This is a genomic window from Paenibacillus sp. J31R34 (genome assembly GCF_059383715.1).
This window is the reverse complement of sequence record NZ_JBXENU010000022.1, coordinates 32,627-47,242: the sequence shown is the minus strand read 5'-3', so window position 1 is coordinate 47,242 and position 14,616 is coordinate 32,627. Positions and strand designations below refer to the sequence as shown.

11 protein-coding genes are annotated in these 14,616 nt (G+C 44.2%); 4 read left to right on the top strand and 7 right to left on the bottom strand.

All coding sequences use genetic code 11. The features are described from left to right. Nucleotides 1-584: 584 nt before the first annotated feature. The 3 genes from AC50YG_RS31365 (at nt 585) to AC50YG_RS31355 (ending at nt 2,847) form a co-directional block, all read left to right on the top strand. Nucleotides 585-863: a DUF2564 family protein gene (locus AC50YG_RS31365; protein ID WP_494832756.1), complete on the top strand. Its 279-nt coding sequence runs from the start codon at nt 585-587 to the stop codon at nt 861-863. Between the two features lie 211 nt (nt 864-1,074). Continuing rightward, on the top strand, nt 1,075-1,449 hold the full coding sequence (locus AC50YG_RS31360) for a BlaI/MecI/CopY family transcriptional regulator (RefSeq protein ID WP_341280767.1): 375 nt from the start codon (nt 1,075-1,077) through the stop codon (nt 1,447-1,449). A 9-nt stretch (nt 1,450-1,458) separates the two neighbouring features. After that, complete coding sequence (locus AC50YG_RS31355) at nt 1,459-2,847, top strand: M56 family metallopeptidase (RefSeq protein ID WP_494832754.1); 1,389 nt, start codon at nt 1,459-1,461, stop codon at nt 2,845-2,847. A gap of 259 nt (nt 2,848-3,106) precedes the next feature. Here the strand turns inward: AC50YG_RS31355 and AC50YG_RS31350 are convergent, their stop codons facing one another. The 3 genes from AC50YG_RS31350 to AC50YG_RS31340 all read right to left on the bottom strand — a co-directional run bounded on the left by AC50YG_RS31350 (nt 3,107) and on the right by AC50YG_RS31340 (nt 6,031). Continuing rightward, the gene (locus AC50YG_RS31350) at nt 3,107-4,138 is read right to left on the bottom strand and encodes an ABC transporter substrate-binding protein (RefSeq protein WP_494832752.1); all 1,032 of its coding nucleotides are present in this window, start codon (nt 4,136-4,138) and stop codon (nt 3,107-3,109) included. A gap of 138 nt (nt 4,139-4,276) precedes the next feature. After that, nucleotides 4,277-5,158 (bottom strand): helix-turn-helix transcriptional regulator, encoded by an 882-nt coding sequence (locus tag AC50YG_RS31345; protein ID WP_494832750.1) that lies wholly within the window; start codon nt 5,156-5,158, stop codon nt 4,277-4,279. Nucleotides 5,159-5,176: 18 nt separating this feature from the next. Continuing rightward, nucleotides 5,177-6,031, bottom strand: a complete 855-nt coding sequence (locus AC50YG_RS31340) for an alpha/beta fold hydrolase (protein WP_494832748.1) — start codon at nt 6,029-6,031, stop codon at nt 5,177-5,179. Nucleotides 6,032-6,406: 375 nt separating this feature from the next. Between AC50YG_RS31340 and AC50YG_RS31335 the strand changes: the two genes are divergently transcribed. Further along, on the top strand, nt 6,407-7,060 hold the full coding sequence (locus AC50YG_RS31335; RefSeq protein ID WP_494832746.1) for a methyl-accepting chemotaxis protein: 654 nt from the start codon (nt 6,407-6,409) through the stop codon (nt 7,058-7,060). 959 nt (nt 7,061-8,019) lie between these two features. On the opposite strand, the gene AC50YG_RS31330 is transcribed toward AC50YG_RS31335, so the two are convergent. The 4 genes from AC50YG_RS31330 to AC50YG_RS31315 form a co-directional block, all read right to left on the bottom strand. Then, complete coding sequence (locus tag AC50YG_RS31330; RefSeq protein WP_494832744.1) at nt 8,020-8,688, bottom strand: hypothetical protein; 669 nt, start codon at nt 8,686-8,688, stop codon at nt 8,020-8,022. A 412-nt stretch (nt 8,689-9,100) separates the two neighbouring features. Continuing rightward, a complete protein-coding gene (locus tag AC50YG_RS31325) occupies nt 9,101-9,235 on the bottom strand; it encodes a hypothetical protein (RefSeq protein ID WP_494832742.1) in 135 nt (44 codons plus the stop codon). A gap of 373 nt (nt 9,236-9,608) precedes the next feature. Beyond that, entirely contained in the window at nt 9,609-11,651 is a 2,043-nt protein-coding gene (locus AC50YG_RS31320; protein ID WP_494832740.1) for a helix-turn-helix domain-containing protein, read from the bottom strand. A gap of 222 nt (nt 11,652-11,873) precedes the next feature. Beyond that, nucleotides 11,874-14,585: a YDG domain-containing protein gene (locus AC50YG_RS31315; RefSeq protein ID WP_494832738.1), complete on the bottom strand. Its 2,712-nt coding sequence runs from the start codon at nt 14,583-14,585 to the stop codon at nt 11,874-11,876. Nucleotides 14,586-14,616 lie beyond the last annotated feature (31 nt).

The following is a 14,616-nucleotide window of genomic DNA, read 5'->3' as shown; positions in this document are numbered from 1 at the left end:
TGGTAGCTCATGGCTGATTCTCCTGTGTAGGGGTAGTGTGGTAACTTCATTCTACACACGAATCGGTCATGGGTCATTTTTATGTGTCGCACTTCATATTACAATCCGTCAACAATAAAAATATAGCTACGATGAAAAGTGTTATTTTAATTGTTTTATTCAAAATTGCTCCCCCTACTACTTTTTTTGTACTGTTGTACAAAGTACCGTAATCCGACTTCCTCCACATGTTTTCTCTTACAAATCACCCTTCTTTTCAAAGGGAATAAGTATACAAAAGCAATTTAATATAAATTTTACCTTTTTTAGAACTCAAAAGAAATAGAACTATCGAATCAATTCAATTATCAAAATTGTATGCTTTCAATACTTACAGTCAGTTCTACGGTTTTTTCTTAGTGTAAAGAGCGTGCGCATTTAAACTTGCGTAAATTGTACCTTGAGTCAGCTATTTAGCTACCGGCTTTATAATATTTTCAGCTCATATGTCTGTTCTTAGCTGCAATCCATGCATATTTTATTGGATATTTTACAAAGCTATAGTGTGGACAACATGACCTAATCGAGAGGGGGAAAAAGTACACTTGGCTAAGCACACAGACACAAGCTGGAAAGAGGATCATCCAAGCACTTTGCTCAGTAACTCTGTCCAAAAGGCAAATCATGCGGTGAAGCAAGCGATGTCTTATCCGGAAGAGCAAACAACTCAGCAAGCATACGATTCAATAGCACATGCAGAAAATGCGCTAGATAATGCAGAGCAACATCACGAACACATGGACACCGTCCAGCAAAATAAAGAGCAGCTAGAGCTTTTGGAGCATCAATTGGACGAACTACAAGAAAATAGGAAAGATCGGTAATCATAAGAATAAAAATAACCTCCTTACGTTGTACATAACGAAGGGAGGTTATTTTTATTGCACACTCTGACCAATAAGCAAGTTAACTTGAGGGCGTCAAACCCATCCGCTAACTTGACAACCTACTACAAATTGTAGTAGGTTTTAGTTACTACATCATGTAGTAACTAAGCTCGTTATGGACGCATAACGAAGTAAAGAGGTGTTCACAGTGAACCAGATCCAAAAGTTGTCGGATACGGAATTAGAGCTAATGGAGGTGATTTGGGAGTGCACCCCGCCAGTCACATCTACTGAGCTTCTAAGCTTGTTTGCTCTAAAAGGAAAGGAATGGAAGGCACAGACCATTTCTACTTTCCTCTCGCGCCTAGTCGAGAAAGGGGCGCTGACTACTACAAGGCATGGACGGATCAATAAATACGAGCCGCTTATTTCGGCCGAGGATTACAGGCTAATAGGGACGCAGCACGTCTTGGATGGCTTATATCAAGGCTCCGTAAAGAATATGGTTTCGGCTTTGTACGATGGTGATAAGCTATCCGACGAAGATATCGCGGAACTTAAAAAATGGCTGTCGGAAAAGTAGGTGCTGCATATGAATAACCTTTTTGCATTGATGTCCAGCCTAACCGTAGCTGGAACTGTCGTTGTCACATTTATTTGGTTAACACAGCACCTATCCACCGCGATTTGGCCTACAAAGTGGCGGTACGTCATTAACAAAATGGCGGTAGGCTTGTATTTATTACCCGTCGTTCTTATCATTCAGTGGATTTCGCGAATGGTTCCATTCCGTACGCCAAACGATCCCAGCATGAATGAATCTGCTTCGGGCGTACAGCATGCCCAGCCCGGAGCATTATTGAGCTTCAAGCCTGAGCCGCTCTTTCCAGAATGGACAATTTCAACAAATGCGGCTTTTTTTGTAATAGCCATATGGGCAATCGGAGTTGTAGCTTTTGCAGCCTGGCAGACGTATTGTTACCGTAGATTTTTAAAGCAGCTGGCAAATACGAGCACAGCCGTCCCATTAAACAGCGAGGCGGTTAACCAGCTTTACCTGATGAAGCAGGCTCTTGGAATTAAAAGCAAAGTCCGGCTTGCTTATAGCTCCTCTATTCAGAGTCCCATTCTTGTTGGTCTTTGGAAGCCTGTCATTTATCTCCCTATGGAGAGTACCACAAACGTAGACATGAGCATGATCATCCGTCATGAGCTGATTCATCTGAAACGCAAAGATTTATGGGTTAAAGTGTTTATGCTAGGAGCCAGCGCCCTGCATTGGTTTAACCCTTTTGTTCATTTTCTTCGTAAGGACATTCATACATGGAGCGAGCTATCCTGCGATGAAGAAGTGGTCAAAGGCATGTCCCAGGCCGAGCGCATACGTTACGGGCAAACGATTTTAAACGTAATTTCAGAATCAAGAAATATCCCTGTACAGCTTGGCGCCTCTTTATCCGGTGATGGAAAACAATTAAAAAGGAGATTATCCCTGATGCTAAATGTTAAGAACCTGAGCAAGAAAACCATTTTTCTATCTGTTTCAACCGTATTTGCGGTAGCTTTAATCAATACATCCGCTGCGGTATGGGCATCAGGCAACACGCCCCAGGTAGCTGAGGCTAAAGCGGCCAGCGAGAAAAATCAAACGGCCAACTCATCAGCGGAACCCATTCCGGTGCCTTCCACCGCTCCGTCTGATGCAGCTAGTGATATTCAACCGGGCGTCACGGAACCTGTTCCGGTGCCTTCCACAGATCCGTCTGAGTCGGCTAGTGATATTCAACCGAGCGTAACAGAAGCCGTTCCCGCGCCTTCCACAGATCCGTCTGAGTCGGCTAGTGATATTCAACCGAGCGTAACAGAAGCCGTTCCCGTGCCTTCCACAGATCCGTCTGAGTCGGCTAGTGATATTCAACCGAGCGTAACAGAAGCCGTTCCCGTGCCTTCCACAGATCCAGCTGAGGCAGAAGTTAAATAGTCATTATTTAGTCGTATGCTTATTGTGAAGGGACCGTCCCAATAGTGATTAATTCTGTGGTGTACATCCCCAATGAGCTAGACAGGAATCGTTTCATGAAGAAAGCGCAGGTCCTTGGGCAGAATTAACCCAAGACCTGCGCTTTTGGCCTCTTAGAGGCTCTCTTAAGTTAATCGTGAACAAGATACAGCCCCTCCTCCCCCTCTAGACTAAGAAAAAGCTTCCCCCAAAGGAGGAAGCCTATTCAATGATTCAGGTTTTACTTGTCGAGCGCCTCGACTACCGTGTCAATGCCATAGCTCTGGCCAATCGGGCCGTAGCCCATGCCTAGCGCACCGTTGAACCCATACACTTGACCGCTTTCGACAGCTTTCAGCTTCTTCCATACCTCGCTCTTCTCCCACTCGTCTGAGACAGCAGCCATTGAAGGATTATTATAGTTAAAATAACCGAGGAACAGATGGTCCGGATTCAGCTCGGCCAGTCCTTCCAGCGACATCTCTACGCCTTGCTCCATAACGGAGTCATTCGGTGCCTTAAGGTCGAGTCCCTTCTCGTAATATGGCGTCAACGTTTTTGTTCCACCCAAGTAGGCTACCTTATCCCGGATTTGCAGAAATGCCACGTTGCCTTCTACATCGGCCAGCTTTTCCTTGGCGTCCTTGATTTTGTTCTCGAATCCAGCGATGAAATCAGTCGCTACATCCTCTTGACCCAAAATTTCGCCAAACTTCGTGACGAGCGCCGGCCAGTTGGTCCACACGTCGGTCTGAGCCTCGTCGACGACAACCGTCGTCGCAATTTTCTCCAGTTGATCGGTTACTTCGGCGTTAATTGCGTTCCCGGCGATAATGAGATCTGGCGCATACTCCAGCAGACTCTCCATGTTAACCGTCGTGTTCTCGCCTACAACTACTAATTCGTCAATCTTGTCTACATAAGGCTTGTAGTTGTCCGATTCCAGCGAGGAGCTCTCCTTCGTAAACGGCAATGCGAGTCCCACGTTCTTCAGATCGAAGAGCAGAATTGATTCTATGTAGCCCCAGTGAACCACCGCGATGCGCTCTGGCTGCTTCTCAATGACAATGCTTCCGTTGGCGGCCTCGATGGTGCGCGGAAATGCCGCTGACTTTTCCTGCTCGCTGACGGCACTCGGTGATGGGCTTGGTGAAGGGCTTGGTGCCCCTCCATTATTCGATCCCGCATGGCCAGAGCAAGCACTCAAGAACAAAATCAGGCTCAGCAATCCAACGATTACGGGATAACTTGTTTTTCTCGAATTCCAATACATGACTAACATCCTCTTTTCTGTTACCTTTACCGATAACAATTCTCATTCACTATTAAAACAGTACCATCATAAGCACTGGATGAGAATGGAGAGATTCCCGCTCAAGGGATGGACGATTTCCACGGCAGGCATTTCGCGTCAGCGTTCAAGCTCCCTGCTGCTCAGTACAACCTGGCTGGGGGCGATTCCTTTATATTTTTTAAACAATCTGCTGAAATAATACGGGTCTACGTATCCAACGCTGCGAGCAACGGCGGATACTGAGAATTGCTTTGTCTGCAGCCACTCCTGCGCTTTGTTCATCCGGTAGTGAATCAGGTAGTCGATGGGTCCCATCCCCGTATACTTAGTGAATAGATGCGAGAAATACTTGGACTTCAGCTTGTATCGCTCGGCTAGCGCCGCAAGCGTAATGGGCTCCATGAAATGCGCTTGGATATACAGGATAGCATCCTCAATTACCGGATAGCTTTCCTTATTCTGGCCATGCCGCTCCGATTGCAATAGGTTGGCAATGACCTGATAGAAGATCGACTTCTTCTCCAGCAAGTTCATGAAATCGGGGGAGGAATCTGCCTCAATCAGTGCGTCAACGAGCCGAAGAAGATCGGGCGAAAGCGCAGCCTCCAGCACGGCAATATCCTGGGGCTGTCTCGCTGGTGCTGCTCCAGCCGTACTCCCATTCAACTCGATAAATTCGTTAGCTTTGACATGGATAGAATCAATGGGTAAATAATGAGCCAAACAATACCGAAATCCTTGTTCACCGGAGAGAATCTCAAGCTGCCTGCCCACGCCACCGATCAGTACCTTGCCCGGTACTAGGAGGTAGCGCTCTTTGTCATCGAATATAAACTCCGCTTCCCCATCCAGCGCAATAATGACAGCACACTTTGTCGTCGGCTTGTCCACATGACCACCGTAAATCCGGTTCGCTTCAAGCCGCGTTCGGTACACACCGTACAGCCTAAGCGGCGTATCAGCAAAATATTGAGCCAACTCCTCGTAAGCGTAACCCACTGTTGGCAACCTCCCAGCTTATTCAATCATCCGTTTTATCTCATCTACAATTAGACGAGGCTCTGTGTACATAATCATGTGCCCGGAATGCGGAGCCTCAATCAAACGGCCTCTCGCTAATGCAGCGACCGTCTGTCGATGGGCTTCATGAAGCGCAGGCCGAAACTTTTGCTCCATACGAGACATTTGAGTGCCAGAGATGACGGACACCTCTATGGCCTCCAACTTAAGCGGATGCTCCCTAAGCGCTCTTAAGTCCTCAAGGAACGGCGCTCCTTCAGCTAACATCGTTCTAGCTGCCTGCAGAGTGAAGTCCTCCTTGTAGTGTTCCTTATATACATCCTTAGGTAGGAGCCTGCCAGGCCTGCTCCCCATTAGCCGATACAGACCCGTTCTTGCAAGAAGCGGAATCAGCTTATTCATTCTCGCGTAATGCTTCACTGTCGATTGTTCAAAATATAGCCCACAATGCTCGTCCGATGGATCGACCAGAACAAGCCCATGTATGTGTGCTGGATTCATCGCAGCTGCCGTGCGAATGATCGGTCCGCCCCAGCTATGCCCGACGAGGATAAATGGGCCTGTTCCCAAATGGTTCAACAAGCAAGCCAGATCTTCCGTTATTCTAGCCAGCGTCCTTGGCGCCCCGTCCGGCTGGCTCCTTCCGGTGCCCGCGCGGTCGTAGACGACGGCTCGCGCATATTTTGCAACTAGCGGCTGTACAAGCCCCCAAGTGGAGCGGGACAAGCCCATGCCTGATTCGAATACGACGGTAAATTCGCCTGCTCCGTTCTCCATATAATGCAGCTGGCGCCCGTCCGTGGTCTGAATATAATGGCTGTCTCCAAACGTGTGAGTTCTCGTGTCTAGCATTGTCTTTTTCCGCCCATCAATTAAGAATGATTATCAATCATATTTTACGCGAAGGGAGAAGAATGAACAAGCGCCGTTGCTGATGCTTCCGGCACCCAGACCGCTTTTGCAGGACTTGCATACGTAAGAAACATCAGCTAAATAATTTGGGCTACGCTTTTTATCTTTACCTAACACTTCCCCTCTATGATCAATTCAAACCCCATTTTTCGACATCGAATCAACGAAAGGCTTCAGCATTCCCTAATCAATACTGATAAATTGTTAGTTTATGTAAGATAAATTATCTTAGGAGTGACGTCATGAGAAGATTACGGAATTTATCCTTGCTGAGTTAAGGAAGATATTATTTTCTCAACCTATGCCCACAACCGTATGATTTCGATTTTGATGGCCAGCTTTGCGATGCTTATGATCGGTTTGCTTGTGACGCTCCTTCTCCGCTATATTGTGCTGCGCCACATTCATGCGCTAGTCGGGAAGCTGCAAATAATGGCAGAAGGCGACTTAACGCAAAAGCTGGAAGTGAAATCCGGCGACGAGTTTGAACAATTAGCGCAGCATTTCAATGTAATGACGGACAAGCTGGGAGACATGTTCCAGATGGTTTCCGATTTGACAATGTCTATCGGCGCGACGTCAGAGCAATTGACGGCGAGTGCGGAGCAAACGGCCGACGGCAGCACCCGTATCCTCCAAGCTGTCAACCAGATGGGGCAAGCGCAGCTTGCCGTGACTGATACGGAGCGCGCGATTGGGCGGCTTAGCCAGCGGTCAGAAGAGATTGGCAACATAATCGGCATCATCACAAGCATCAGTTCGCAAACGAACCTGCTCGCACTGAATGCCTCCATCGAGGCTGCCCGTGTCGGTGAACAAGGAAAGGGGTTCGCTGTCGTTGCCTCAGAGGTGCGCAAGCTTGCCGAACAGACGCAGTATGCGGCTGAACAGGTCAGAGGACTGATTGAATACCATTCACCCGAAGTGAAAGCACTTTTTTTCCAGCAGAAAAACCCACCTTTAGGCTGAAGCAGCCCAGGTGGGTTTTATGGCTCCCATGCACCATCGCTTCTTTATTGTACAGTGACACAAACTTTACCTCTTGCTGAATCCTTATTTTATAAGGATTTTTTATTATTTAGTGAATCTTTGTGTCGCATATTTGTGACACAAAGATTCACCCTTTCGAGGATAATGACACAAAGTTTATCCATATAGAGGAGTTTGTAATATTTCGAGCGGCGAAAATACTATTCGAGTATATTACGTTCGTGATATGCATAAGCCTAAGTAGGACGTGTTTGTTGCTTACTTGTCAAAAGAAAATAAAGTATGTTCTTAGTGCTTAGCTTAAGATAAGTCTCCTGTAAAGGAACCAGGAACGTGAGCGGCAGTCAACCCTAAGGCACAGTTCGCTCCTTTAACCTAGTCTATTGCACAATGTAACGAACTCCTTTCCCGATTTTTGATCGCTTCCTTGTTTAAGACTTGAAAATATCGGCTCACAGGTGGCTCAAGCTGCTGAAGACATGAGGGATTTTACTAAGCAGCGTCCAAATATCGTTCACGACATTCCATTTTGAGCCCTTTTCTGTTATAATTTTGTAATACCGTGAGGAGGGGAAAGTAATTGAACAAAAACAGGCTATTTTTGTGGAGCTGTATTTTTCCGCTTTCTTCAATTTTTTGGAGCCAACTTTATCAAGATGGGTATCGATTATTTAAATTGGGGTTTCCATTTAATTTTATTACGTATCATGGTTTAGAGGCTCCCGCTTACAACATTCTCATTTTTAAAAATTTCTTTACTTTAACTTCATTTAGATTAGATATTTATATATTATGTGTGTTAGCCACCTACTTTTGCCTCACTTTATTAACTAAAATGATGAACCGAACCAAATCACACTCTACATGATTTACATTAGATATTGGTAACTAAAAAAGACGATCACACCTCGAAATCGAGTTGTGATCGTCTTAACTTTTTAATCGAAACGTAAACTAGCATTCCATTCATCATTCAACGTAGCTCCAATAGGTATGTTGTTCCAAGTAATACCTAATAGATAATAACCCAACGTTTTAATCTTCATTGTGTCACCAGAGTGATTTGTAGTAGTGAAACTATATGAGTGATTAGTCCCGACCCACGTATATATGTGTATACCGCCTAAGTAAGAGGTGAAATTGGAGGCACTTGTAAAGTAGGGATTTCCGTTAGCGTAAGAATAACTATAATCATAAGCAATATTACAAGTAATAGTTATTGCAGTGCCTCCCCATAACGCATTACCCGGACACCACCATGAATTCACGTGAGAATCATTATAAGTTGTAGCAGCCAGATTACTAAACGAGTTCAATTTACTTTGTGGGCTTACAGGAATAAGGATTTCCTCTTCAGCAGTTGATTTTGCAATCTGAATAGATTTTTTAAATTCTTTAAGCTGAATTTCCAATTCTTCTAAGGTATTAATTTTTAGAGATTCATTTGCTGTTGCTATAATCGAACTATCTTGAGTAACTTCAAAACCGTACTTATTAAGTAGATTAATCAGATCTTGTTCCGGATAAGCTTCTTCTTTTGCACTCACAACAGAAACACTGGAAAAAAGAAACACTAAGGAAACTACAATAGCAGCAAACTTTTTCATAACAACCTCCTAATATTTTATTGAGTCAGGAATCTGCAAAATCTATGAAGTAAACATGTAAAATTGTGACTATTTTGGGTAATATACCTCCTTGCAAATAACATACCATATGTCATCAATTTTTTAACATTTTTTTACATCGAGTTGGGGTGAATTTTTAAGGTGATGATCAGTTATAGTAATTGCAGACAGCAGCGATAGGCTTTTCCTAATCACAATGTGCTTCTATATGCTTTTATGTTACTCTTAAAAAGCCATTCGAACATAGTCAGGTGGTAGGAGGGAGGTGCTCAAAATTCTGAATAAAATAAAGAGGCTTCCTAATTGGGAAAGTGCATTGTGTTCTGAATAGGGTACACCTTCAATAACAAAGAAAGCGTACTGAGTTTAAAGCGAGTAGTTTGCAGTATAATTAAGGGATGAGAGGCTTCATTGGATTAGGCATTAACGCAGCTGCCGGCGCAATTCGCTGCCCGCCGCTTAGCTGAAACGGATAACTACTATAGCCATGCTCTGCTGGAACGCCCACTCGATCTAGCCAGCTCAAACTATTTACACCAAGGTAAGCACCGAGAAATTGAGGAATATCATTATTTCAAATCCATTAGAAACTACATAATAATCAGATAGGATGTTTAACGATTCAGACTATGTTATCTTTTAATAAACGTGGCATACACACATCATTAGGAAATTTTTGAACCAGACTTCGATTAAGTTTGACACTTTGTTTAATGACACAAAGATTATCCCTTATGAGGACAGTGACACAAAGTTTATCCCTAAGTAGGAAATGTTGGTGCAACTTTAATTTTATGCTTGAAATACGGGTGAATAATTGTGTCATTTTATCTAAAGGGGTAAAGTTGCTGTCAATATAGGGATAAACTTTGTGTCACTGGACATTTATCGAATGAGGGCTACTTCTGTGCAATCGGCAGCTCTAACAAGGCATCGACAAAAGTATCTAACGAGACTATTCGGCTTGCATAGTCATAATCATTTAGAGTGTCACCAATTGAATAAAACATAATATTCTTTTCGCGTACTGCCGGAATCGTATTCCATATGCTAACGGAAGAAAGCTTAGCTTCCAGGCCTTCTATAGTTGGATCAAAATTCGAATAGGCGATAATCCCAGCTTCGGCCAAGTATTGATCAATAACCTCTAATGAAATGGGCGAATAATAGCCCTCCGATTTCGGATTCCCTCTGTTAAAAAACTCTTTTTCAATGCTTTCAGGCGCATGCATCCCTAGATCCTCGTAGATAATTCCCCTCGTTTTATCACCTTGCAATCCTGGGGTACCGTCCTCCACTCCTTGCAAAAACGCAATTTTCTTATCATAAAGGCCCGCATCAATAAGACGCTGCTTTGCGGCTTCGACTTTAGCCCTATATTGTGCGATCAGTTCATTGGCCCGCTCGGGCATGCCAAACACTTCACCAAAGAAATTCATCCGCTCTTCCAAAGCAGCCATTTCATTATAGAAAATGGTAGGGGCTATTTTGCTTAACTGCTCGATCGAGGAGGATGACCAGGTTGGAGAGCCAATAATAAGATCGGGTTCAAGCGCCATAATGGCTTCCAAATCATCTCCCGGAACCACTTTAACAGCTGAGACAAACTGTCCCCACTGCTGTATCCATTCTTCAGGCCGCTCCGATGGATCGCCGTATTTATCAACGCCAACCACGGTCTTGCCGAAAGGTAAAATATCGCCAACATTATTGCCTACCAAATATACAATCCGCTCGGGATCGGCAGGAACCTCAACGTCTCCATGCTCTGTTTTGACAACTCGTGTTTGTGCCACTGTCTCTGTCTCCTTCGCTTCTGCACTTGACGTTGCTTGAGCTTGCGACTGTGCCGGTGCCGAGCTTGGAGAACTTGTATTCGTTGGTGCAGCCGATGTACATGCTGATAAGAGCAGCATGAGGCTTATGGCCGCCGCTAAAAAAAGTTCCTTGCTTCTCGTCTGTCCAAACATTGATAACTCCCCGTCTCCTGTAGTTTTCGCTAGTCTGTCTAGTTCTCTCTCATTGTAGAGTTGGTGAGAATTGTTATCAATATCATTTTTGGTAAAGTTATCAATCATTTTTCTTCTATAATCGCTTGGCGTCATTTGAATATATTTTTTAAACATACGGTTCAAATTCAATTCATCTGTAAAACCGCACCCGATGGCAACCTCTTGAATCGTTACATTCGGTTTTTGCAAATAACGTTTGGCTGCCTCGAGTCTTTTCTCATTCAAATAGGTCTGTAAGCTTTTCTGTTCGCGTTTCCTAAACAATTTACTTAGAAGGCTCCTGCTAATAGGAAGCATTTCCGCCAGTCGTTCTATAGACACCGGTTCGGTATGATTTTGATCCAAGTATTGCTTAACCAGCTCCACATAATCAGGCTCAAAGTAGTGAATATGCCCTTGTTCTAGCTCCTTGTATATTTCATAGATAAGCTGATAGAGCGTAATCTTCGCATAAAAATGATTTTGTGCAGACTCCCGATTCCAGTGTTCATACATGCTCCGGCACTTCTCCATGAAAAAAACGGGATTTTCCGGCGAGAACCCATACACTTGTATAAACGGATTGATTTGCTCTAGCAAGCGATGAAGCTCTCTTTTATAAAATGGGGCCGTTTCGGATTTATACATGACCATGTACATCTCCAAGCTTGTATCGGTAGGATAAATGGATAGTTCCGTCCCTTTCCCCCCATGGAAAATACCAAATCTCCCCGCTTGATAGAAGATACGATCCAATTTAATGCTAGCCGTTCCCCCCTGGGTATAGACGAGCGTACTAGTCGGCAGCTTATAGTTTAACATCGGCTTGTCTGGATGAATCAGCTTGTAGCGAACATCTATTAATGAAATGGAAGAGCGTGACCATAGACGAACAGCCATATCAATCATTTCTTTTGTAAAATGGTTGGTCGATTCCCTATCCCCTTGCATCTGTCTTCACTCCTTGAGTAAGCGTCCTATTTGTATGGTAGTCCAAATGATTATGGTTATCAATACCAAATTAATGACTGGCAGCTAGAGCGGCTTTCTCTCCATGACGATCAAATCATTAAAAAAAGCCTCCACCGTCCCATTCGACGGTGAAGGCCTTAGTTGCTTCTGTCCTTCCTTTAGGAAGGCTTTTATAGAGTAAATAGTCTTTGCACTGGAATATTAGCGTGCAGCAGTAATTTCACCAGTACTTACTGTTTGGGTTGCTGGGGCCATATAATTGAATGCATCAGCTCCTGTAAGTGTATATTCAATCGTTATTACTTTATTGGTTCCTACAGCTGCGTCATTGTAAGTGGCTACAGCATGTACTTGTACGTCATCCCCCATAATCACATTAGTTAATGCGCCTGGTGTTACGTCTGCAATTGCAGTTCCATCATACACTTTAGAAGCTGCTATTGTTGGTGCCGTAATCGTTAATTGTTTTGCAGTAATTGTACCTGTCACTGTAATGCTGGCTGGCGGCGTATAGTTTCCTACCTCTATCGGTGGCCCCAATAGCATATACGACACGATTATCGACTTATTTGTTCCTACATTTTCATCATCATAAGCTCCAGAAGCTGCTACCGTTACGTCATCCTCCGGACAAATCCCTTCGCCTACACAGGATCCATCTCTAGAACCTGCTGCTACAGCTGCTGCTGACGTTCCATCATACACTTTGGTAGTGGTTATCAGGTCTATGATAATACCCGTATCTACACTGGATTGTACGTATACCGTGTAGTTAGTATTGCTTACAGGGGCCATATAATTCCCATGATCAGCACCAGCTATTGCATAATCCACAGTTAATGGTCTGGCATGATCTGGAGAAGATGCATCATAAACGGCTTCTGCATTCACGGTCACATTTTCGCCCGCAACAACCCCAACTAAAGAACCTGCTGCAACTACTAATGATGTATCTCCATCTTGCGTTTCTACAAGTGTAAATACCGGATCCCCGATCGTCAACTGCGCGTTTGTAATGACTCCTGTATTTACTGTATAGCTTGCAGGCGCCATATAATTGGCTGCATTTGCTCCGCCCAACGTATAAACCACGGTGATTGTTTTGCCTATACCGATTGCTGCGTCATTGTAAGTGGCTACTGCATTCACGGTTACAGTGTCGTCAGCAGCAACTCCGATTAATGAGCCCGCTGTCACAGCTGCTGATGTCGATCCATCATACATTTTTTCTGTTGTCAGCGCTGAATTCGAGACGCTTAACTGTTTGATACCAATGACTATATCTGATGAAGCAATAGATATGTTGTTCGCATGATCAACGGCATAAACGACATAAGTACCAAATGATAAACCTACTGTGCTAATCATTGAATCTGCGTTGGCTGTTATCGATTGCTTTTTGCCTAACGAGTCCGCAACAGATTGCTCCAGATCTGTAATGGTTTTCGCTGTTGTTGAAGGAACCAGATACAAATAGCCACCTTCATTGCTTCTACCCGATACGTTATCTCCAGCTGAAATTTGACCACTGGTTACATGGGATAGAGTTGGAGCAGTCGTATCCGCTCCTCCAGTCGAAGCTGAAGTCGACGCAGCTGCACTTCCCACTTTATCCAACAGTCTAATTGTGCTTTCAAAAGTCGTACCGTCCTTAGCAACGGAGCTAAACGTCACTTTTTCAATAGTGCCCGTTCCGAGAATCTTAGCTACAGCATCTAAGATAAGGCTAACTATATTGGCATCAGTGCCAAGGTTAAGCGTCGTATCTGTTGCTGTTAACGCTGTGATAAATTCCTTGATAGTGCCTTCAGGGATATCAACCTGAATTTTACTGCCTTTGACCGTTAAGGAATCAAATGTTCCTTTTAAAGTCACCTTCGAACCTGCGGATAATAACTCAGATAAAATAACCTTGCTGAAGCCAGTCCCCGTGGTACCCGATTCTTGAAGCGTGGCTGGGGAAAGAATCGCAGCTTCTCCCACTGTTGTGGAACCCTCCACGACAATACGAACAGGTCCTTTTTTCTTATCAACGATAAGAGAAGTTACGAATGTATGGTTTAGATAGATGGAATTCACGCCGCCACCCTCTACCCGGGTCACACCCTTTATCGTTACCTGATTAAGGCGTGCATCGCCTTCTTCAACGCCTTCACTAATTAATAGATTCCCGGTAATAATGATGTTCTGCAAAGTAACGCCCGTCACGCTAATGACTACATCACCTTCAATTGTCTCCGTTCCAGTTGCAGGGCCATAGGTTCCTGCTGAGCTGTAGACGGTTGCTTTGGCATTCACTGCACGGTCTAGGGTAACGACTGCCTCAGCACGCGTAATAGGTTTACTAGGCTTGAAGCTATTGTCCTTCGCATAGCCCTGCAGGATACCTTTAGCTACTGTGGCATCAACCGCCGCTTTCGCCCATGAGGCTATGGAGCCTGAATCGGTAAAGCTTGCTTCCGTACTTGATATATTCGATAGAGCTAGAAGATGATTTACAACAACTGCAACTTCTTGCCTGCTAATAGGTTTATTTACACCGATTGTTCCGTCCACATATCCCTTTATGTAGCCAGCTTTCACAGCTTTGGAAACCTCAGCATATGCCCAACTAGATGATGTTACATCACTAAAGGAAACTGGTGCTGTTTCGGTAAATCCAAATGAACGGTTAATCAAAGCGAAAAACTCTGCTCTTGATATGGTATTGTTTGGTTTAAAGCTGCCATCTTCATAACCTTTAATAAAGCCTTTGTCGATCCAAGCCGTAATTTGTCCTTCTGCCCAGGTTCCCTTGATGTCAGATTCCGAAGACTCTGTTGCACCATAAACGACATTAAACGATGAAAACAACATAACTGTAATCAATAGAGTGCTCAATAGAGTGGTCATAGGCCTTTTAGCATAGTTCATTGATAGTATTCCTCCTATATGATTACAAAGT